The 22815-nt window shown below is 50.8% G+C and carries 9 protein-coding genes and 7 pseudogenes; 9 read left to right on the top strand and 7 right to left on the bottom strand.

What is annotated here, in order from left to right; genetic code table 11:
* Positions 1-511 precede the first annotated feature (511 nt).
* Positions 512-1794 (bottom strand): annotated as a pseudogene (locus tag GSQ79_RS15960) (IS66 family transposase).
* A 625-nt stretch (positions 1795-2419) separates the two neighbouring features.
* Here GSQ79_RS15960 and GSQ79_RS15955 point away from each other — a divergent pair.
* The 3 genes and pseudogenes from GSQ79_RS15955 to GSQ79_RS29640 all read left to right on the top strand — a co-directional run.
* Positions 2420-3142, top strand: a complete 723-nt coding sequence (locus tag GSQ79_RS15955) for an FkbM family methyltransferase (RefSeq protein WP_158809683.1) — start codon at positions 2420-2422, stop codon at positions 3140-3142.
* A 544-nt stretch (positions 3143-3686) separates the two neighbouring features.
* Positions 3687-5300, top strand: coding sequence for a DUF563 domain-containing protein (locus GSQ79_RS15950; protein ID WP_158809682.1), 1614 nt, complete (start codon positions 3687-3689; stop codon positions 5298-5300).
* A gap of 124 nt (positions 5301-5424) precedes the next feature.
* Positions 5425-6298 (top strand): annotated as a pseudogene (locus GSQ79_RS29640) (IS630 family transposase); the annotation flags it as partial.
* Here the strand turns inward: GSQ79_RS29640 and GSQ79_RS15935 are convergent.
* Positions 6286-7383, bottom strand: a pseudogene (locus tag GSQ79_RS15935) (IS66 family transposase); the annotation flags it as partial. The pseudogenes GSQ79_RS29640 and GSQ79_RS15935 overlap by 13 nt on opposite strands.
* Before the next feature lie 176 nt (positions 7384-7559).
* Positions 7560-8357: an ABC transporter permease gene (locus GSQ79_RS15930; protein ID WP_158809679.1), complete on the bottom strand. Its 798-nt coding sequence runs from the start codon at positions 8355-8357 to the stop codon at positions 7560-7562.
* A gap of 1082 nt (positions 8358-9439) precedes the next feature.
* On the opposite strand from GSQ79_RS15930, the gene GSQ79_RS15925 reads away from it, so the two are divergent.
* The 4 genes and pseudogenes from GSQ79_RS15925 to GSQ79_RS15910 form a co-directional block, all read left to right on the top strand.
* The gene (locus tag GSQ79_RS15925) at positions 9440-10564 is read left to right on the top strand and encodes a glycosyltransferase (protein WP_158809678.1); all 1125 of its coding nucleotides are present in this window, start codon (positions 9440-9442) and stop codon (positions 10562-10564) included.
* Positions 10557-12713 (top strand): glycosyltransferase, encoded by a 2157-nt coding sequence (locus GSQ79_RS15920; protein WP_158809677.1) that lies wholly within the window; start codon positions 10557-10559, stop codon positions 12711-12713. Before GSQ79_RS15925 ends, GSQ79_RS15920 begins: the two co-directional genes overlap by 8 nt.
* Positions 12714-12901: 188 nt before the next feature.
* On the top strand, positions 12902-13885 hold the full coding sequence (locus tag GSQ79_RS15915; protein ID WP_158809676.1) for a glycosyltransferase: 984 nt from the start codon (positions 12902-12904) through the stop codon (positions 13883-13885).
* Between the two features lie 103 nt (positions 13886-13988).
* Positions 13989-14320 (top strand): annotated as a pseudogene (locus GSQ79_RS15910) (transposase); the annotation flags it as partial.
* Positions 14321-14442: 122 nt separating this feature from the next.
* Here the strand turns inward: GSQ79_RS15910 and GSQ79_RS15905 are convergent.
* Positions 14443-14993: pseudogene (locus tag GSQ79_RS15905) on the bottom strand (DDE-type integrase/transposase/recombinase); the annotation flags it as partial.
* A gap of 250 nt (positions 14994-15243) precedes the next feature.
* Here GSQ79_RS15905 and GSQ79_RS15900 point away from each other — a divergent pair.
* Positions 15244-16791 carry a phosphomannomutase/phosphoglucomutase gene (locus GSQ79_RS15900; protein WP_158809674.1) on the top strand — a complete coding sequence of 516 codons (1548 nt, stop codon included), beginning with the start codon at positions 15244-15246 and terminating at the stop codon, positions 16789-16791.
* Positions 16792-16885: 94 nt separating this feature from the next.
* Here the strand turns inward: GSQ79_RS15900 and GSQ79_RS15895 are convergent, their stop codons facing one another.
* On the bottom strand, positions 16886-20149 hold the full coding sequence (locus GSQ79_RS15895) for a glycosyltransferase (RefSeq protein WP_158809673.1): 3264 nt from the start codon (positions 20147-20149) through the stop codon (positions 16886-16888).
* A 348-nt stretch (positions 20150-20497) separates the two neighbouring features.
* Positions 20498-20828: pseudogene (locus tag GSQ79_RS15890) on the bottom strand (transposase); the annotation flags it as partial.
* Positions 20829-21310: 482 nt separating this feature from the next.
* On the opposite strand from GSQ79_RS15890, the gene GSQ79_RS15885 reads away from it, so the two are divergent.
* A complete protein-coding gene (locus GSQ79_RS15885) occupies positions 21311-22204 on the top strand; it encodes a glycosyltransferase family 2 protein (protein ID WP_158809671.1) in 894 nt (297 codons plus the stop codon).
* A gap of 341 nt (positions 22205-22545) precedes the next feature.
* Here GSQ79_RS15885 and GSQ79_RS15880 read toward each other — a convergent pair.
* Positions 22546-22755 (bottom strand): annotated as a pseudogene (locus GSQ79_RS15880) (IS630 family transposase); the annotation flags it as partial.
* Positions 22756-22815 lie beyond the last annotated feature (60 nt).

Below are 22815 nucleotides of genomic sequence, written 5' to 3'. Positions count from 1 at the left end.
TTCGACCCGCATGCAACAACCCACCTTAAGGACCGCCTTAAGGTCGGATGCAAAGCCCTCCGCTACCCAAGCCGCAAGGCGGCCGTCGCCGGATGCTCACGACACGGATGGCTTTTGCAGCCAGCAACTTACGCAGCAGTAGACATCCCGCCATGCGGCGGCAAGAACATGCGTCTAAATTAGCATCTGCAAAGCGCAAGCCTTGGATGAAAGTAATTGTTAAGCAATAACGCCGGCGACCGCACGCAGATGGTCGAAACGGCATTTAGGGGTTAGTTATCGAGATTCACCGCTTTGATCGATAACGGCTTCGAATTTCCTGCGCCTCCGATGATTCGTCGAGCGCAGCTTCAACAGTCGCGATGGCGCGCCTTCTGCCGCAGAAAAATAATGTTCCCTTTCATTGTCCAAAACATAATCCGCATTACCAACAGAAGTATTCTAGGAGCACATACAAAGTATATAGGCTTTTTTATAGTAATTACCCAGGCCTACATCTGACGAGCTGATTTCAGCCGCAGACGGTCTGAAGAATGGTGTCGAAGATTTTGACCCCAGGCTTGAGGCGCGCCGTGCCAACAACGGTGCGGACGTCGGCTTCGCCCTCGGCGAACCACAGGGCGCGATAGCCGTTGGTCACCTTCCGCTGCACGACGGCTGGTCTGAGATCACGCTCACAGGCGTTGTTTGTGGCATCGACGAGGCCCGGCCATCGGGCGAAGGTCAGAAGCTGATCGCGGGCTCGCCTGAACTAATTTTGGATGTGTAGCGCCAGATCGCACGACGTCGGCGCAGTGAGGATGGCTTCGAGACTTCGCTCCAGGGCACGACACTTGGCGGCAACGGTCGAAGCGGCAAGGGTCTCGATATCACGCGCCAGGGCGAAGGCCTTGGCCAACCAAAGTTCGAGGCGTGAAAGTAGGTAATCCTCGCTCGCCTCAATGGCATAGGCGACATCACGTGCGAGATGAGCGAGGCAGGTCTGGTGCGCTTGCGCATGCCCTTGTTGAGCGACGTAGCGATCCGACAGCCAGACGTCGGGGCGATGCCCGTCCATGATCGTGCGCACCACCACCGCGCCGCGCGTCGGGGCGGCCTGATGGACTACCGCGTCGGCGCAACGGAACACCCAGTGATAGGCGTTACTGCCCTCGATCCGTACGCCGGTCTCGTCGGACGCGATGATCTTGGCTCGGCGCAAGGCGGCGATGGCTTGGTCGCGTTCGGCCAAGAAGCGTCCTTGCGCGCAGCGCAGCATGTTCATCAGTCCGCCCTGGCTGATACGCAAGCCGAACAGGTCGGCGAAGGCGCCTTGCAGTCGCTCGTAGGATAAAGCCTGGAACGTCTTCAGGTAGGTTGCCACCGCATGAAGCCGGGGGCCGAACGGCGTTCCCTTCGCCGCCTTAGGCATCGCCGCGATGACCGCACCCCGCAGGAGGGGCATCGCACGGCAAGGCGCCGGTGGCGCTCGACGAAAGGCTTGATGGCGGGAAGTTCGATCGTGTCGTGTTCGCTGATGGTCTCGTTCGGCAGATCGGCGGGCAAGGCCGTACGGCAGCAGGGGCATTCATCGAAATGATGATCGACGGCGCTGTCGAAATCCTCGCTCATCACGCGGCTATGGCCCTCGTGACCGGGCTTGGCACCGCCGGGCTTGGCTTTGTCGCGACGCTCCTTGCGATCGCTCGCGGGCGGCTTCGACGAGGTGCGCGATGTCTTGGATGGACGCTGCAACCGCAGCACAAGCTCGATCAGCTCTTCCTTGCTCAAACGCTCAAGATCGAATCGGCCCATGCACCGAATGAATCAGCGGAACCGATCCGCCGCAAGACGTGGGTAATTACCTTTTATAGACGTGACGAGCTGCTTAACGATGATCCAGCGTTGGATAGCATGACCACCTAGCGTTAACAATACCGATCGGCTAGCGCCTTTAACTGTTCGCATCACCATTTCATATTAGTCGCCGGCTCAGACGAGCTTGGCAAAGGGTAAAGCGATCGCGGCACTGCAGCAGCACTTCCCCGCGATGGTATCCCGAATGGCGACGGTGCGCACATTGACGTTTATCGGAATAACGAGCGCCTCGAAGAGGTTGTGGAATTTACGACCGAGGACCTTCGTCCTTAGCCTAGTAGCTTGCGAAGACTCAACCTTTAATGCTTAGTGGGCAATCTGGAACGCCAATGATGGGTCAGCTGGGCTGCGCATCGCGGCATGCTTGGTTTGTAGCTGCGGGCATAGATCGCCTCGTAGACGCGCTCACTTAAAGTGTTGCCCGTTTCAGAAATGCGTCATTCGATTGAATATCACCCATTGCCGCGCAGCGTCACCGGTTATAATACGGTTGGTAACGCAGCAAAGAACCCCCGTCTCTAAAAGGTCGACTATGTCCAGGTTTATACACAACGCGCAGTTGATGGCGAAGATGCACACTCGTTTCGGAATCGTGCCAGATTATGAACAGATCTTGGAGCAAAACTACTCTAAATTGCTTAGGGAAGGAGATTGCGTCTTAGACATTGGCGCTCATATTGGGCGGCATACCCGAAAATTCTCAGAGCTAGTGGGCGCTTCCGGTAAGGTCCACGCGTTCGAACCCCTTCCTTATGCTTTCGAAAGGCTTAACGTTCACAAAATTTTACAAAATGTGATGCTTTACAACATTGCGGTTTCTGACACGAACGGTACGGCAAGTTTCGTCTTCGCTGATGGGGCTCCTGAGGAGAGCGGATTTCGCGAGAAGACTTATAACAACCCGCTGCAAACGGTTCCTACTATAATCCAGGTGCAGAAAACAACATTAGACAGCCTTTCTGATAAAATCGGTAAGGTGGACTTTGTTAAAATAGATGTGGAGGGCGCTGAAATCGCCTGCCTGGAAGGTGCTAAGCGTATTATTGCAGCAAACCGCCCTGTCATTACCGTTGAATACGGCAGGCCAAGTTATTCTGCGTATGACAATACCGCCTCGTCTTTGTTCAGGGTTGCTCAAGATATGGGTTATGTGATCGGTGATATGTTTGGTAGCTATTGTCTCGAATTGCAGATATGGGAGCGCGCCTGCGATGTCTCCTATTGGGACTGGTTTCTAGTACCTGTTGAGAAAATAGAAACATGGGCTGCAGCTTTCCGATCTTAGTTGTTGTTCGACTGACTTTTCTGCCAATTAAAATTGCCGGAAAATCAATGTTTTTGAAGCGAGGCTGATTCTCGTGATCGTCAGCGTCTGCGTTTTCGGAAGCCCACTAAGTATTAGGAAACCTTGTTGTCGCGACAGATACGTCTGCTGTGTGCTAAATAAACGAAAAGCTAGTTACCTCAAGGTGGAATACCTTCGGATGGAATAGGTCACCTTTCTTTCAATTTAGGAGCGCATATCGTGATTGAACATATGAACCTTTTGTTGTTCCTTTTTGTCATCATCGGAAAATGCAATGGATCGAAACAAAGCGGACAACGGAATGTTGTTACCGTCTTAGCGCTGTTTGTATAGAATCGGCGTATCACATAAGAGTTTCGCGGAGATATCTGTGCCAAATAGTCGATCATATAGCTTTGATGCGATTGCGCGAGAGTTAGGTTCCGACAAGTCGTCTCAAGTCCACGGATACTGTGGAGCGTACGCAAAAATATTAAGCGGATTAAAACGTCCGCCTCAAGTTGTAATGGAAATTTGCGATAGGTTGCGTACGCCCACATTGTGGAGAAGGTGGTTTGAAAATATTACCGTAGTTTATCTTGTTTCTGAATCTCAGAAAGATGATTTGACGCTTGAAACGGATAGTAAAATTAAAATCGAGTATGGTGACTGTGGGTCAATCGAATTTCTAGTTAAGATGGCAACGAAGTATTCTCCTGATTTGATTGTAGACGACGGGCTTCACATTCCTAAAGACCAGATTATCGGATTTATGATCTTGTTTCAGTCGCTTGTCTCGGGGGGAATTTATATTGTCGAGGATATGCATACCAATGTCCCCCCTTTGTCACAACAATATATTCCGGACGGGCATGAGAGTTTTTTGGGATTTGTAGTGAGAATATTGGGATATCTAAGTCATGGCCAAAACAATAACTTATTTGATAGTCAGCAGCTGGTTTGTATACCCAGCAAGTTTGTTGAATCAGTCACTTTTTATGACAAATTGTGCGCGATTACCCGCTCGGGTTACCTAACAATGGCATTGGTCGATGCCAGGTCGACGTCTGCGAAGTTTACAGAGGTCAACAATGGAGGGTCTTATTCGCGAATAGAGCCTTTAATATATAATGCTCCTCAGTCGGTGCTGGACGCGATCGACGGGGAAGAACAGAGAGGCGAAATTGCCCCCCCGCCGGCGTTTGTTGCCGAGTTCGACGATGCATTTGTCCGTGGGCCGGGCTATATTACCATCGGCAATGCTATCATTTCAGATTGTCTTATAAACTTGATGGGCAGCTCTAATTTGAGGGACTGTTTTGATATACAATACAACTTGAATAACGAGCTGATTGCCAGTATAGAGTTTAACTCCGCGAAACAAGTGCTCAATGGAGAATTTGTTCTTCTCAAACAAAATGCGGATGTGAACTACGGCCATTGGCTGATCGAAGGCTTGACGCGCATGCAGTTGCTTGAAGGCTATGACATATCATCTCTTCAATTTATACTGAATGGCGACGCTTCCGAATCCTTGAAGCAAATATACGTAGATGGGCTAGCGCTCCTAGGTGTTAGAAAGGAGCAAATCTTGTTTTTAGGATCTGAAATCGTTCAAGCAAAAAAGCTAATCTATCCCTCACCTATTACCATACAACCGTGGGTCAAGGCACCGATATGTATGCCATTTCTTCGTAAGTTCACAGAATTTGATGAAACAAAATACGGCGATGCACCGAAATTAATATATGTGACTCGGGCAAGTATAGGGCGACGAAATCTAACAAATGAAGCAGAGATTATTGAGACGGTGCAAAATTATGGCTTTATAGTTATCAAGCCAGAATCTCTCTGCTTTTATGATCAGATAAAAATATTCTCCAAGGCCGAAATCGTAATTGGAAACTTAGGGGGCGGTTTGTCCAATATCGTCTTTTGCCCGGATGGATTGACGCTCTTGGCCCTGACAACCCAGTATATGTTGGACGACTTCTTTTGGGATATAGTTTCACAAAAAAATGGGAAATACCTTTCCCTACACGGACGGGCGGTCGAGCCAAGTCTCGGCATGCAATCAGACTTTATGGTTGATCACGACGAATTCGTAGGAATATTTGCTAAAATCATGGCTGGGCGCACGCCGGCAAGTTGTCCTTGAGGCCGCATTGAATATTACATGTAGGGTTTATGAACAAGTTTGAGGAAGTGGTAATGGTTGCCTTGACTACTGTATATGGCCGCATATAGGCGGCGCGCCTGTAACGCACAAATACGCTGCGCCAGTCCTTCCCTTCAATAAGGACGGTCCCGAGGGGCTGATCGACGGCAAGGCTCCAGGCCATGCCCCGAAGCTGAACGACGCGCAGCGCCAGGGGCTGGTACAGATCGTGGAAAGCGGGCCGATCCTGCCATCCACGGTGTGGTTCGATGGCGACTGAGGAACTTTGCGTGGTGGATCTTCGAGGAGTTCGACATCAGCCTGGACGAGACGACAGTCGGCCGCGAGCTGCGCAATCTGGGTTATTGCAAGCTGACCGCCTGGCCGCATCATCACGCTCAGAACGAGGTGGCCCTGGAGACATTTAAAAAAAAACTCCCTGCCGAACTGGCAGCGATCCAAGCCCAACTTCCGCCCGACACCGCCATAGAGCTATGGTGGCAGGACGAAGCCCGGATTGGGCAGAAGCACACGATCACCCGGCGCTGGGCGAAACGCGGTACACGGCTGCGCGCACCACGCGATCAACGCACCAAGTCGGCCTACATTTTCGGGACGATCTGTCCGGCCAAGGGAAGGGGGCCGGTCTCGTTCTGCCCTGGTGCACCACACAAGCCATGGCCGAGCATCTCAAGGAGATCAGTCTCACGGTGATCCGGGTGCCCACGCCGTCCTGATGCTCGACCAGGCTGGCTGGCACACGTCCACCAAGCTTGCTGTGCCCGACAACATCACGCTGACTCTGCCGCCGCGCAGCCCCGAACTCAACCCTGTCAAAAACGTCTGGCAATACCTACGCGACAACTGGCTGTCGAACCGCGTCTTCACATCCTACGACGACATCGTCGGCCATTGTTGTGACGTCTGGAACAACCTCACCGCCTCAACCATGGGAAATCATGACCATCGGGTTGCGCGATTGGGCTCACAAATGCTGATCAACGCAGATTGGTATTAAGCAATGTTTGTTGACCAAGCCGATTGCGGCTGGCGTTGACCGGTAGTCCCGTGGCAGCAGCTCGTCGCGCTGGCTGTTGCGATGCCCGTTGACGATCCTGGTAACGATGTCGGCAAGATATGCGCAGGGCTCGACGTCGATTAGTTTGCAGCGTTCGATGAGCGAGGCGACGATCGCCCAGGTTTCTGCCCCTCCGTCCGATCCGGCGAAGAGTGCGTTCTTTCGGGTAAGTGCGATAGGGCGGACGGAACGCTCGACGACATTGGAGTCGATCTCAACGTGGCCGTCATCCAGGAAGTGACAGAGGCGCTCCTAGCGCTACAAGGCGTAACGGATCGCCTCGGCGAACTTGGTCTTCTGACAGATCATGAGAAGCTTGTCGCGCAGCCATGGCTCCAGGGCGTCGACAACCGGCTTGCTCTTCGCCACCCTCACAGCACTGCGGGTGTCGGCACTCTGGCCGCGGATATCGGCTTCGATGCGATAAAGTTCGGCGATGCGCATGAGCGCCTCGGATGCGATAATGCCGAGCCGGCAGCAGCAACGTAGAAGCGGCGGCGTACGTGCGCCCAACAAAAGGAGAGTGTCACGGCATTGCCTTCGGCCAGCTTGCGATAGCCGGCATAGCCGTCCACCTGCAGAACTCCGCGGAAACCGGCAAGATGAGAAATGGGCCGCTCGGCATTGCGATTGGGCGCATAGACGTAGATGACCACCGGCGGATCGCCGCCCTAGGCCGGTCATTCCAAGTGTAGGCACAGAACTGTCCTGTCTTTGTCCGGCCTCGACTAGGATCGAGAACGCGCGCTGTGGTCTCATCGGCGAAGAGCGTCGGGGATGCCCTTAGCATCGCGAGCAAAGGCTCGTCGATTGGGCGTGATGGAAGTCGGCACGTCCCACCCAATCGGCGAGCGTCGAGTGATCCAGCCTGACGCCTTGCCGGGCGTAGATCTGTGCTTGGCGATACAGCGGCAGGTGGCCGGCGAACATGGAGACAAGAACCTGGGCGACGGTCGCCTCAGTCGGCAGTTCGCCTTCGATCAGCCTCGCGGACCGGAACATGATGCAGGGATACAATTCAATGAAATGTAATCCGACTTCTCAGTCTATATAGCGCTCTCACGGAGGGCAGGACGTCGAGCATTTGCCACGCCACTGCGACCTCTTATATGGGCTTTCACTGAAAGCATGATCAGCGATCGTCTAGGGCCGACGCAAAAAGATTCATATTCCGCCTCCTATCAACGAGGCGTCAATAAAAAAGATCGAAAAAATCTTTCTAGGAGGAACCCTGCGGTGAGACAGGTGGCGGAGACTTCGAGAACATAAGCCTTATTCAATAACCGAGCGGGAGATCCTAGAAAGTATGCCTGTCGCATCCATTCAACACAATGTAAGACCGGATTAAAGCTAAAGTAATAGCCATAACTCTCTGGCAACAGCTCGGGATTTATGCTCATTCCACAAGTTATCCATGCAATAATGATAAACAATACAAATATAAGATTGAATAAAGGAAAAGCCAGGCAGATAACTCCACCAAGTAAGCCAACAGAAATACCTAATCCCATTGAAGCGATCCAAGCAAAAGCAGCCTGGAGCGGATCGATTGGAGTAACATCAATACCAGAAATAGACATCGCTATCATAAGCGTCGCAACAACTATTGAATTATTTACTATTTCAAGAAAGGCTCTTGCTAAGATCATATCTAACGGCTTTATGATCGGGTATTGGAGAAAACTTCTATTTGTAAGTACCCCGAGCATCATAAACCTGCCAATGTAGTTGCAGGCGATATAAGGAATGCAGGCAGTCGCAGCATACAACACCATGCTGGAGCCATACGGCACCATTTTTCCAGCGTTTAAGGCAAGAATGATTACTATGTGCGTTAACGGCCAGACAATCGTAATGATATACCCTATTCCGCTGCCGAAAAAACGACTTTTGATATCGTGCATCATCAGCGCAAAAAAAACACGGAGCTGAATTCTAACAGCACCAATCGAAAGTATATTATCGTCCCGCTCGTTCATAAAAGATTCCTTATTTACGAGATTTAGCGCGTCTCCGCTAACGTCAGCTGGCGCTGATACGAGGCCTGCTCAGTTGTTAAACTAAGGTTCTCTCAACAATTGCTCAAACGCCGCAAGCCGCGACCGAAGAATCCGAATATATAAACTCTCAATCGAGCCAATCCAAGTTCGTAGAATTTACGGCATAACGAATGATGTCGATCTGATTTTGCGTGCAACCATGAGATGTGTGAAAACGCGGGATGCGATGCATCAAGGACGTCAAAGCCAAAGTCAGAACGCTCGTTAAGAGGTTCACATGAAATCCCACGAATCGACGATCATCAGTGAGATCATTTTGGTCAATTCAAAACGGGCCACGCTGGCGTCCCGCGCGGGAAAATACAAGACTTGCGTAGGATGATCAGGAACCGCATTCAGCTCTAGAGCTCGACGCGACGGCTTGAAGGATCTCGGCAAGGCACGCTGCAAAGGTCTCAAAGATCGGCCAACTAATCACTGGACAACCCTACCCGCGGGCCTATTTCGCCACGGATTGCTAAATACGGAGCTGCCTCCAAACTTTCGGGTGTAGAAAAGGGGCTAAAACTCCAATCTCAACGGTAAGGGCCATCAACGCATCCGACTGCGAAACCCCTATCAAACGATCATCAAATCTGCAACCAGAAAAATGTCGGTCGCTGTTACGAACTATGCCCGAACGGGAGTCAGCACCCTCAGAAAGTCAGAAGGTATTTGACGAAAGAGCGCTTTTGATGCTAGCCGTCCTTTGCCACCTTCAGCTTCCGCAATTCCGAGGCGACGACTCTTGTAGCAACGTGAATCCGTCCTCTCTTGGACAAGCCCGTGCACAAGACACCAAGTTCCAATTTCGGCATTGCGAAACTTGGCTTATCACTCGAATTACGGTGTATAAAAGTTGAAAGCTTATGTTGGGTCGGGACTATTAGGCTTTATAGGCTTAAGCGGGTGCATGAAATGATGGGGAACGTATGCAACGTAAAAGACTCGTTCTAGATGTAAGCGTAAGTAGAGCCTATATCGGGCGCCCTGCCGTAGGCATCGTAAGAGTCGAACGGGAGGTGGCAAAGTATTTGTGCCGCGATCCTGAAGCTGTATTCGTCTGTTATGACAGCGACAATAATTGTTTTCGCACTGTGGCGACCAATTGGGCAAGAGCCCATTTTTCTGCGGTTGGTCATGAGCAAGTAAGGAATCGGCTCGAATTCTTGCGGGCGAACGGGCGGCAGCTTGAGTTTGGGCCTCGGTTCGAGTTTTCGACCAAAGACATATTTATAAATTGTGGACTACCGTGGGACAATAATGTTGTTTCTGCAGTCTATCAGGAGAAGAAGAAAATAAGCTTTCATTATGTCCAAATTGTCTACGATGTTATACCAACATTGATGCCGGAACTCTGCGTGCCTGGAATGTTGACGAATTTTCCGAGGTTCATTATTGATGCCGCTTGGTCTGCTGACGCTATATATTGTATTTCAGATTCAACTCTAAATGATTTAAAGGCGTATTTGTCAAAAGTTGAAGCGCCTCAGCCTCAACTTAGGCGGATTAGTATGGGGGCCGAGCTTTTCCATGGCGGAGATAGCCTATCGTCCAAATGTGACGAGGTCGAGAAGCACGTATTGTTCGTCAGCAGTATGGAGCCTCGAAAAAATCATCAGTTTATTTTTAATGTTTGGCAAAGACTATATGGCGTTATTGGTCCGAAGCTCCCCGCTTTGGTCTTTGTGGGAAGTCAAGGGTGGAATACGGATAATCTTGCGTATTATATCAACAACAGTGAGTTGGCTCACCGAGGCAAGGTCCGTTTTGCCGCCCATTTAAGCGATGAGCAATTAGATAGAGTCTACAGGAACTCATTGTTTACTGTATATCCATCCTTGTATGAGGGATGGGGATTGCCGATTTCGGAAAGTCTGCGTTATGGCAAGTTCTGTATAGCATCCGATACGTCGTCGATGTCAGAAGCTGGGCAGGGGTTGGTCGAACTTATTAATCCGCGAGACTTCGAAAAATGGGTTGACGTCTGCTCGTACTATATCTTGCATCCGGACAAGCTTAAGTCTCGGGAAGCAGAGATTTTGCTTAAAAGACGGGTTAAGAATTGGGAGGAGTGCATCAATGAATTTGTGCGGGATGTTTTCGAAAAGTTCGAAAATTCAGAGGTAGGGCTAAAACGTGCTTAAGGCTTTGACTGTTGCAACATATCCAATAGACACTCCTCGTCATGGCGGACAGATCCGCTCTGCAGCAATAAACGCAACCTTGCGCACGATGGGGTGGAAAACTGAGCATTTGTGCGTCTTCAATAAAAATGATTATCCTGAGGCGGCTATTGGACCTTGGAACTTTGCCTACGGCTCTGATGTCGCTGACAAGTTCGAGCGTACCGGAGGCAGGGCAGACGTTGATGCAAGTGACCATATACTAGAATCGGAAGAGATGATTGCCAGGATATCGCATTTAATTCGGTCTTTTAATCCTGGTGTTTTTCTTGTAGAGCAGCCTTGGCTGTGGCCGGTACTCAAATGTGTATTGAAGGAGACGAACAATTTAAGTCCGGTCGTCTATTCATCTCATAATCATGAGTTGCCCCTGCTTAAGCAATTACTGAAGAGCGGAAATACCGTTGGTAATGCACGACTGCTTAAGAAAGCCGAGCATATAGAGTCAGACCTCGTTCAGCACAGCTCTGGCCTCATTTGTGTATGCGAAGCCGACTCGTCTTCGATGCAAATGGGTCATCTCCCGCTTCTGATAGCGCCAAACGGCGTATGGCCGAGAGTCGCGCAGGGCAATAATGACAAAGTGTTAGACAGACGGCTTAGATTTATGGATTATGCGCTGTTTGTCGGTTCTGCGCATCCGCCTAACGCCTCGGGCTTTGACACAATGTTAAGGCCGCTCGTAAAGATGATGCCGCCTAACCAGCGTATTGCTGTGGTAGGTGGAGTGTGTAATCTTCTACCGTCTACGAGTATGTTTAATGCGCAGCCGGGCCTCGCGGAAACACGCATCGAATTGCTAGGGACACAATCAGAAGATAGTTTAACAAACTTAATAAGTCATACTAAAGGCTTTATTCTGCCTATCACTGAAGGCGGCGGGACAAACTTAAAGACTGCTGAGGCATTATACAGCCGTAAACCGATCATCGCGACCCCCGCTGCGTTTCGCGGATTTGAAAAATTCAAATCGTATCCCAACGTCTTTATTAGCGACGAGGCGACGCCCTTTTGTCAGAGCTTGGTGACGCTACTCGATAAGGTAGGCCAGGCCACAACCTATCAGCGAGAGCATCTATGTGGAATTGAGGGACTTACGTGGCCTCAATGCTTGCTACATTTACCAAACTTTCTCTCGTCGCTGATCGAAGCGATGCCGTTGTCGCGCTCGATCGGGCCCGAGCCCTTCCTAACGATCGATGGGAAAGCGCTCGCCGAATTAGCGGTAGTGGGCTGGAATACCTACCAAGCAGACACCGCCGATTTGTGGTCATCAGAGCAAATAAGTATACTGCGCTTTAATGAGCTTCTGGTTCCGAAAGAACCTTATAGTGTTGCAATCGATCTTTGGTTGTATAATCCTGATTCTCGGGCTAGGACTGTGTCAGTATTCTCTCGTAGTCGCTTAATTGGTGAGGTAGCGAGTGACAGTTCTAATATGCTTCGGATATCAGGTTCTATTTTTTCTCAGGACTTTTATGACGACACTCAGCTCGAACTCTTTATCAAGAATCCAGATATCGATTCTCCTTCGCAAAATGGAGGATCCGACCAACGAATGTTGGGAGTAAATTTGAAGCGAATTATCATAGCGCAAGTCGATGGCCTCCCCTCGGCAGACGCTGATCCGAAACTTTCCAGGTCAATCCTAGAACCCGAGGCGCCCAGAGGACGCGGTCGAAGGATTGGAATTTTGACAAAATCGATCGTTCGGGCCGTAACCAAGTCATCGAGGTGCAGGATTCAGCTCGACACAATTGATGGTAGTGACATCGGAAATCAACTGGAGGTCTCGATTAGAAACATCGAATTCCGGTCCTGCTTAATAAGAGGTTGGGCCTTGCCCCCAGGAGGAGCAGAGCCATTTAGTCAAGTGAAGTTCAGTCTTGTTGGGCGAGCGGGCATGTTTCATGCACTGACAAGACAAGTCGAACGAGCGGACGTAGCCCTAGCTTTCGGCAGTCCCAGCCTTAAAGATTGTGGGTTTGAGGTAGAGATCCCGAGTGGTATAACGCAGGGAACATACAGGCTTAGTCTGGAAGGCGTAACTGCCTCAGGAAGGCGATTTAAAGAAAGCAGACACCGCTTAGTTATTGGGGGAGAGAGATAGATAGTATTTGTGTCGCCCTACACAATTTCTCTGACTTTGTTGTCTAAGGTTTCGACTTAAGCGGAGGATCGATCGAAATCCCTATCAGCGTGTTTTTGTCGTAGCCGGGATACAGTATCGTCCAAATTCTGGCGTGATGAAACGAGGCACGTTGGGTTGTAAATGCAAAAGAATAAGGTTCTCTTTAGATGAAAATACTGTACCGCTCCTGCCATCAAATATTAGAGTATGATGAGATCCGAATGCTTCAGAAGCTGGGGCATACTGTGTTCCCCCTCGGCGCCTATACCTACGGAAGACCAAGCGAGGCCTTTAGGCCGGAAATCGACTTCGGCTGGGAATTCTACGCTCTTTTGGAGAAATATAAGGCTAGTCCGTCAAGCCGAGACATTCGGTATATTGATCGGGAATTTGCTTCGAACTTCGACGTCTGTATTTCAATGTTTGACTTTAACTTTCTGACGGAAAACGAAGATGCCTTACACAGTTTGCCCTGCGTTCTTAGAACCATAGGACAAAGCATAGAGGCCTATGAGCCACTCGTCGCAAAACTAAAGTCGTCGGGTACGTATATCGTCAGATATTCTCCAGCTGAAGCGCGCGCTGCAAACTATGCTGGACATGATGCCATCATTCGATTTCCGAAAGAAGTTACCGGGAATTCCTGGCTGGGTGATGCCGATTACGTCCTGACATTCTCAAATGATTTCCGTCAAAGGTACGAGGCGGACTACCAGTTTTTCGTCGCCGCGACCAGGGACAGGCCAACACGACTGGCTGGGCGAGGAAATGAAACATGTCATAAGTGGATTGGTCTCATATCGGCTGAGCAACAGCAAAAGGAGCTTCGCTCATGCCGGACTTACTTTTATTGTACAGGCGGCTATATTCCATACACTCTGAATATAATGGAGGCTATGCTTGCGGGAGCTCCTATCGTCGCGGTCAGGCCTACTTCTGCGGAACCATTTTCTGAGATCCAAGATATCTTGTCACAATCAGCGATATTTGTAGAGAGCTCGGAGGAGGCAGGTGAAGCCTTGCGCTACCTGTCCGAAAATACCGAGGCGGCGAGGAGTCTAAGTGCAAAAGCTTTTCATCGCGGAAAGATGTTGTTCGATGATCGGCAAATAGGTGATCAATGGGATAAGCTTCTAGCGGGAATAGTATAAGAGCCCATCCGCAACAAGTTGAGACAAACGATCCGGTTGTGATTCAATAGGGTCTTCGAGTCGGAGGACCTCCGTTAGGCGGAAGCCTGAGCATCGTCGCAGTTTGGATCGTCGCGGTCTTCGCTACCGAGTGATTTAACTGAAGAGGAATGGGCGCTGGTGCCGCCTTTTATCCGGCCCGCCAAGCGTGGCGGACCGCCCCGTTCGGTTAATGCGCGCGAGATCCTCAACGCATTCTTCTACGTGCTCTCGACCGGCTGCCAGTGGAACGTGATCCCCACTGATCTGCGGCCGCGCCGCACGGTTTGGGATTATCTCGATCTCTGGGATTGGGATGGCACGATCGAGCGTATCCATAAAACGCTCCACATTAAGAGCCGCGAACGCGCAGGCCGCGAAGCAATCCCGACAACGGCGATCATCGACGCCCAAAGCGCCATGGCGCGGTAAAAGGGGGCGATCGCTCGATCGCTTTCGATGCCGTTTTCGCGGCACCGCATATCGAACATGTGGGTCATGTAAGTTGCTGTCGGCCCGTCCGCATACCTAGGCGGAAACGTAAATTGAATCCCGTTGTCGGTGAGTACGGTGTGGATGGCGTAGGGGGTGGTCTCGATCACATGCATCAGAAAGGCCGAAGCTGACGTTCGCCCTGTCTTCTTGACCAGTTGGACGACGGTAAATTTGCTGGTGCGATCGATGGCGACGTAGAGGTAAAGCTTGCCCTCGGTAGTCTGGACTTCGGCGATGTCGATGTGGATGTAGCCGATCGGATAGGCTTTGAACTTCTTCCGTACAGGCTTGTCGCCAGCGACCTCCGGCAGCCGCGAGACGCCATGACGTTGCAAGCAGCGATGCAACTACGAGTGGGTCAGATGCGGGATCGTCGCCTGCAAGGCGTAGAGGCAATCGTCGAGCGGGAGCATCATATGCCGTCGGAAGGCAACGACGATGGCTTCGTCCTCCACTGAAAGCACGGTGGACTTCGGCTCTTTCGGGCCGGTCGGCACGTCGGTAACTGAGGTTCAGGCCTTCCATTTGGCGACCGTCTTCTGATTGATACTTTAGCGCTTGGCGAGCGTCCGCAGCTCTCTTGACTACGCTGTATCGCTCGATGGACAGCCTAAGTCGTCGTGGCGCTTCCGTAGAGAATATGGCCCATAGCGCATCCTTCCATTTAAGGAAAAGATTGCACCATCAAAGCCCGGGGCCAAACACCCTGTTATTACGAAGCGGATTACAAAGCTTGGCCTTTGCTGGGAGCTTGATATGGCGCGTCATAGAATTGAGGCGTCAAAGACGCTTGTTCCTTTCCAAGGAAGCCCCTACCGTCGCGACGCTTCCATTAGGATATCCGGATGTTCCCCAAGCCCGTGCCGCTTCTGATCCCGAACACCTACGCCTACGAGTCGTCCCCGATGGTCAAGGCGACCGGGTTCCGCGAATACGACGCGCGCTGGCTGTTCGAAAAAGAGATCAACCTGATGGGCGTTCAGGCCCTTGGCCTCGGGCTCGGCACCCTGATCCATGAGATGGGTATCAAGCCGGAGCTCGTTACCGGCCATGATTTCCGCTCGTATTCCGCCTCGATCAAGAACGCGCTGATCGTCGGGCTGATGGGGGCCGGCATCAAGGTCCACGACATCGGCCTGGCCCTGTCGCCGATGGCATATTTCGCTCAGTTCGCGCTCGATGTGCCGGCGGTGGCGATGGTCACGGCCTCGCACAACGACAATGGCTGGACCGGCGTGAAGATGGGCGTCGAGCGCCCCGTCACCTTCGGGCCGGACGAGATGGGCCGGCTGCGCGACATCGTCCTCGCCGGCACCTACAAATATCGCGACGGCGGCGGCTATGTCTTCGTCAACGATTTTCCGAAAATCTACCTCGACGATCTCAACACCCGGCCGAAGCTGAAGCGCAAGCTCAAAGTGGTGGCGGCCTGCGGCAACGGCACGGCGGGCGCTTTCGCGCCGCAGATGCTGGAAGCGCTTGGCTGCGAAGTGGTGCCGTTGGATACCGAGCTGGATTTCACCTTCCCGCGCTACAATCCAAACCCCGAAGACATGCAGATGCTGCATGCGATGGCCGATGCGGTGAAGGCAAGCGGCGCCGATGTGGCGCTCGGCTTCGACGGCGACGGCGACCGCTGCGGCGTCGTCGACAATTACGGTGAAGAAATCTTTGCCGACAAGATCGGCGTGATGCTGGCCCGCGATCTCTCCAAGCTGCATCCGAACGCCACCTTCGTCGTCGACGTCAAGTCGACCGGCCTGTTCGCTACCGATCCCGTGCTGATCGCTCAAGGGGTCAAGGCGGACTACTGGAAGACCGGGCATTCCCACATCAAGCGCCGCGTCACCGACCTGAAGGCGCTCGCCGGCTTCGAGAAATCCGGGCACTTCTTCTTCAACACGCCGGTCGGCCGCGGCTATGATGACGGCCTGGTCACCGCCATCCACGTCCTCGACATGCTCGATCGCAACCCCGACAAGTCGATGGCCGACCTCTACGCGGACCTGCCCAAGACCTGGGGATCCCCGACCATGTCGCCGCATTGCGACGACGAGCTCAAATATGGTGTCGCCGAGACGGTCACCGCCCGGATCAAGGCCATGCAGGCCAAGGGTGAGCCGATCGCCGGCCAGCCGATTCGCGACGTGGTCACGGTCAACGGCGTCCGCGTCACCACCGCTGACGGGACCTGGGGCCTGGTACGCGCCTCGTCCAACAAGCCGGAACTGGTGGTCGTGGTGGAAAGCCCGGTCTCGGAACAGCGGATGCACGACATGTTCAAGGCCGTCGACGGCATCCTGCGCGAGAACGCGGCGGTCGGCGCCTACAACCAGACGATTGATCTTTTCACGCCTCCGCTTGTAAAGCCGAAAATCAAGGAAAACAGCTGATATGAGAAATCGGACCGCAAATCGTCTTCGTGTACACGTAAAGAAATATTGTAGTAATGCTGAAGCCTTTGAATCCTAGTGATTGCTAAGTCTGTTAAATGTTTTTTTGAGTTATGACAGTACCTGACTGGCCGGGAACAATGGCATTGTATTTGGTCGGCATTTCAAGACTATCGAGCCAAGACTCAACTTCGGTCGCCACTTGATCTAGCTGGGTCGTGTCATTCTCGATATCTAATATCGCATCATATAACTTTTGGACGGGATATAATTCCTGAGGCAGAGGTGTGTTCGACTCCCAGTGGTGCCGCTGCATCGGACTGATAAACGAAGTTATGTCGCTGCTTACCGCAACATAGCGCGGCAGCCGCAATTTTGTCTGCTTAACAAGCTCGCCCAATGTGCCAGTAGGATCTTCAACAAGACGCGTATAACTAACAAGCGCTCGTTCAAGGCTCTTGGTGGATTTAAGTGCTTGCGTCATATAATTTGCCCACAACAAAATACCATGCGATATCGATAGATTGTTTCGCTTTTTTAGCGACTCCGCGACTTCAATCGGACTCCTGACCATTATGATATACGTTGGATTGTAGTTTTCGGATCGCAGCAATAGGTCCCAATCCATTACAAATCGAGATATCCTTGGATCTTTTAACACGATAGAGCGCGTCCCGGAATAATTTGAGCGTATATAAAGGCTGGCCTCTTGACGAAGGTTTTCCGGGATAAGTCCCGTTTCACGAAGCCTGTGACTAAGAACATCATGCCATTTTGAGCCATATCTTCCGAGTAGCCGCTCATTAAATTCTGAGATATCTAGCGGCTCCCAAAAACCGCTTGGATTATCAGCCTTTGGTGGCATCAAATCGTTAGGAAGCTCGGCTCCAGCTAATGATAGGACGCGCGCCATCGCGGATGTGCCTGATCTATGCATGCCTATAACAACGAGCGCCGGAACAAAATTAGATTTTGACTTTTCGTTCTCAGTCTTAACATCCTCTATTACCTGAGCCCACTTAATGTGATAATCCCTATGAGCCAGACCCGGAGATGGGGAGAAGTTACATTTATTGGTCGAATGATACTTCATCGCTTCGCCGATCATAAAGCTTAGATCGTTCAAGTGATTAAAAAAGAACGTTGAAAGGCTTGGGTCTATCTTTTCAGTTATAGCAATCTCATGAGCCATAATGATGGTGCAGCCCGAAACAAGTGCCAAGCTCATACCTAAACCATCGGCCGGACGCTGGTGTTCATCTGAATTCTTTATGTCGAGTGCGGAGACTACAATGCAAATTTTGGCGCGCGCCAGTAAGGCCGCAGTATGACTAGACCCCAAGTTTATAAGAATGTCAATGTTCTGATAAGATGCTGAACTTTCCAGCAAACTAAATTGCTCATACACTGACGCATCTAAATCTCCGGTAAAGATAATATTCCAGTTGTCTTGCTTGATCCGTGATTTGACCTTTCGCAAAGAAGACATAAGGCAGTAGAATTCTTTCAAAGTAACATTATCAAAGAACGTTCCAATGCAAACTATCAAATTCTCTCGTTCTACGATTGGCGGTGCAAGACTAGGAGGCGATATCACATGGATCGGCGGACATGGAGCGTCTAGTCCTTTCAGAATATTCAAGCACGATAGCCGGCTTGACTCGGTATCAACCACAATTGCATCAAAGTTTAATAATCCTCCGATCCGTCGCTGAAGCTCTTCACGATCGCCAGATACCAAAATCGGAGTAGAGCAATGTAATATTCGAACACGACCCTGCGGCGGGGCAACCGAAGGAAACAATCGACTACTTACCACATGAACGTCTATATCGCTATCACGACTTGGCACTTCTCGTAATATCTCAGATCCAAATTGGATGGAATTCTGTTCAAAGAAGTTATGCAAGCTTATCAAAGAAAAATGATGGCTTGTTGAAATGATTGTAGGTGAGTCTAAGCTGAGGCTTGCCACTATTGATAGGAAAGAATACTGTCCAACATCGAATGTTACTGGACCTAAATGTGAAACGCAACTGCAAGTTGAATTGAGCAAAGAAAGTCGGCGGTTATTAATAAAATCCTCTTCCAAGTACTGGATTTTTAGTAAATCTTTTGGGTGGCGAGATATGAGCCAGTCTCTCCAGCGGGAGCGAAATGTTTCCTGGTTAATTTTTATTGCAAGCAGGGTCGCATCACGCAGATCAACGTTTAGGCTCGTTGAATTCTTAATATGCCAAACGACAGCTTCCTTAACTAACCTAATGGACTTACCGCATGCGCGGAGACGCATTGCCAAGTCAACGTCTTCAAAATATGCAAACTTATATGCGGGATCAAAGCCTCCAACCGAAACAAAGTCATTTCTTCCTACGGCTAAACAAGCTCCAGACACGTAATCAACATTACGTGTATCTGATAAAATACCGCAGCAATTTGTTACCCGTGCGGTAGTAGAACCATCAACATTTATAGACCCTCCAAGTTCCTGCATGCGGCCGTCCGGATATTTAAAAGAAGGTCCGACCGAGCCTGAGACGCCGTCCTGCAGCCTATCAATTAACAAATCTATAACATCCTCATTTATAAAAGCATCATTATTCAGAAATAAAATACTCTTTCCACACGTGTATTCGACGGCAATATTATTGGCGGATCCAAAAGAGATAGCGTGCTTGAATTCTATTATTTTAATTGGCAAAGAGTACGACTTTAAGATCGAAACGCTATCGGAACTACTTCCGTTCTCAATTACTAAAATCTCAATGGTATAACTTGTGTAAGACCTAAGAAGAGACTTTACGCACAAGAAGACAAGGTCTGGGCGATTCAAATTTGTAATTACCACAGACACATCAGCATATTTTGCTTCACGCGGATCAATGGCTTTAAGATCGCCAAAGTCTTGCGGATCAGAAGTCATGTCTAAGGGCTTAAGGGAGAATGCAATATCGACTAGCTGACCGTTAAAAGTTACGGTCCCTGTGGCAACTCCGTTTATAAACGCATCAGCTTCAATCTCTAGGTCGCCGATGGTATGATGATGGACCCTAAGCGTAATATTGTCTTCTGATTCGGGCACTGTAAGATAAAGAGCCGACCTTCTGCCAGAACTCCACGTTCCCCAGCTTTCTGGATAACACATACCGTAGATAAATTCAGGTCGCGAGGTAGAAAAGTCACGAAAGTCGAACTCACGGATAATTCTTCCGTCTTCCGTGTCAATCATATCTATAGACTTAAAGCCGATTGCCAAATTCCGCACGTCAGAGGTCGGCGCGAGCTCGCATGGACAAACCGTTGTATGGAATACAAATTCCACAAATAAATTCTTGTCCCGCTCTATATGCTGATCCATAAGATCACTTTCAGATCTTGGCACATACGATGGACGTGCGTTGCTATCATCGAGCGATTCATACCATGATTATGACAGGTATGTAATACGATCCAATCATAATACTAGATGTATATCCATAATATGAGTAATCATCAAATTCTGACGTCGCTCTTGTGTCAGTTGGTTAGCTGGTGTAAGGATCTGCAGTTTGTGGCACAGGTCTTGCGTTGCATGGCTGGCGTTGAAGAAGGTCTGCATTGAGGCGTGTACGACACGATTGCATGCCGACGCTGTGGACTTCTGATCGGATAGCTCGCGATGCTTGCGTTGCCCGTTACGGTCTTGGTAGGCATGCTTGCACCACACTCAGACCATCTCATCCATCAGCAAATTCGGCGGGCAGATGAGGTTATAGGCGGCGGCTGCGAAGGTGAAAGCCCAGCCGACACGGTCGGTGCCGCGTAGCATCGGCCGCCGCATACCGCCGATGGTCTTCATCCAGCCGAAGGCCCCCTCGATCCGCTTGCGGACACGCTGGGTCGCCGCGTAGCCGGGATGGCGCGTGGAGCGCCTGTCTACCGCCGAACGCCGCGTCGTGTTCTGCGCCACGCGCGGCCGCACGTTCATGCCTTCAGCTCACGAAGTCGGCCGCATCGTAGCTTTTGTCGGCAGCTTGCGTCACGGCGACGGGACGATCGGCGTGGCACGTGGCGTCAATCATCTGCTGTTCGTTTTCGCTGTCCTGGCGAATAGGAAGTTCTGACAACACCGAGCCGGCCGCACCGGACGACCCACTGTCGATTGTCGGGTGCGGCTCATATCAAGACGGTATGACGGGCCAGCCCCTTCATTATCCATTAAAGCAAACCGAGCGAGAGACCATCGCAACACAAAACGCCGCGATTCTTCACAAGCGCGCTGACCCAAGCTGCTTAAGGAGTGGAGAACCAGCGGCTGTATCGACCCTAAGATTCTTCAGTTTCGCCGTTAATTTCGCGGCGTTATGTTTCTAAGAATCATGGGGCTGTGGGCGTTGCCTGCTAGGCCTACGTTATAAATTGACTTACATCTCTTAAGTGACCATAGATATTGAGAATTCGCATCCCTCTAGGGTCCGTTCAACGACCATGCGTGCCTGTGAGATCTTGGATGTCGAAGCTTGCATAGATGAGACCGGTCTTGAGCTCTATTCCCTTCTTTAAGGCGCTTGAGAAGATAAAGCATCATTTGCACTTGCGAACCGATACAGTTCGCTGCGTGCTTTGTGCAATTGCCAAAAACGAGGCTGAGTATGTTCATGAATGGGCAGCCTTTCATATTGCGATTGGTTTTGACGAAATCGTGATTTATGATAATGAAAGTATGGACTGTCTTGCTAATGCTTTCCAGTCTGGATGTTGGCCAGTAAAGGTTGTGCCGTGGCCGACCAGTGCTTGTCAGTCGCCTCAGGCGGCTGCCTATAATCATTTTGTGAAATCGCGTCGTGGCTCCCGTGACTGGATCGCCTTTCTCGATCTTGATGAATTTTTGAATCTCAAAAAGCACGAGTCTTTAAAGTCTTTTCTGGCCGATTATCGAGGTATAGACGCTATCGGAATAAATTGGCGGATGTTCGGTTCGTCATTGCATTCATCCGCATCTACCGGATTTGTAATCGACCGTTTCCAACGCGCTGCTTCGAATAACTTTGAGATAAATCAACATATAAAGACGATCGCACGTTTGGATCAAATCATTGAAGTGGGTGTACATAGTCCTTCGTTGCGTTCCGGAGCGCGATTTATTTCGCCAGACTGTAAACCTCGCGTCGAGGGATGCAATGCATGGCAAACCCACGTGGACCATTCAATCGCTCAAGTTAACCATTATTTCACAAAATCACGGGAAGAGTTCGAAAAGAAACGTTTGCGTGGTCGAGCCGATCTGCCGCCTGAGGCCTTGGATCGACTGCGGAGTCGTGAAGAGTTTGCATTGTACGACCGCAACGAGCATAGCGACACCAGCATTCTTCGCTGGCGGCCTGCAACAATGCAAGTGCTACAGAAAATGTTACAATTTCCAAAAACTATCTAGCCAGTTGTAGATTGGTATTTGTCGTTGGCGGTGCCAGGTCAGTTAATGTGCGCCCGCTGGACGTATTAGGCCGCTTGTGCTTGCGACAGCCCTGGATTCACGCAAGGCGCATGAGATGCCGTAAGAGGTTTTGGTTTGGCTTTCACCGTGTTGCCGCTTATGAAGGGGATCCTGGGGTTCGGCGGATTATCAGCGGCACCATCTTCGTCATCTGCAAACGGTTGCGCTTGCGCAATGCGCCAAAGGGTACGGACCGCACATATCGATCTACAGTCGGTTCATGCCTGGGGCAGACTCGTCGTCTTCAACGCGACTTTCGCCAGGCTCATAACAACCTAGTGTCATGTCCCGCAAATAGCTTTACTCAGCCGTTCTAGTTTGGCGAGGATCGCGTCGCTGGTGGCGGTCCATTGAAACGGCTTTGCCTGAACGTTGTAGGTAGCGACGAACGCTTCGATCTTGGCCACGAGATCTTTGGCGCTGACGAATGAGCCACGCCGGATCTGGCGCTGCGTGATCAGGCCGAACCAGCGCTCGACCTGGTTCATCCAGGGTAAGCATCCGCCGAAGGCCGCGGGTCAGATAGGTTTGGTGCGCTTTGCTCGTGGTTT

It is taken from the genome of Beijerinckia sp. L45 (genome assembly GCF_009765775.1).
In the GTDB taxonomy this organism is placed as follows: Bacteria; Pseudomonadota; Alphaproteobacteria; order Rhizobiales; family Beijerinckiaceae; genus RH-AL1.
The sequence above is the reverse complement of the archived record's forward strand: the minus strand, read 5'-3'. Positions and strand labels throughout refer to the sequence as shown.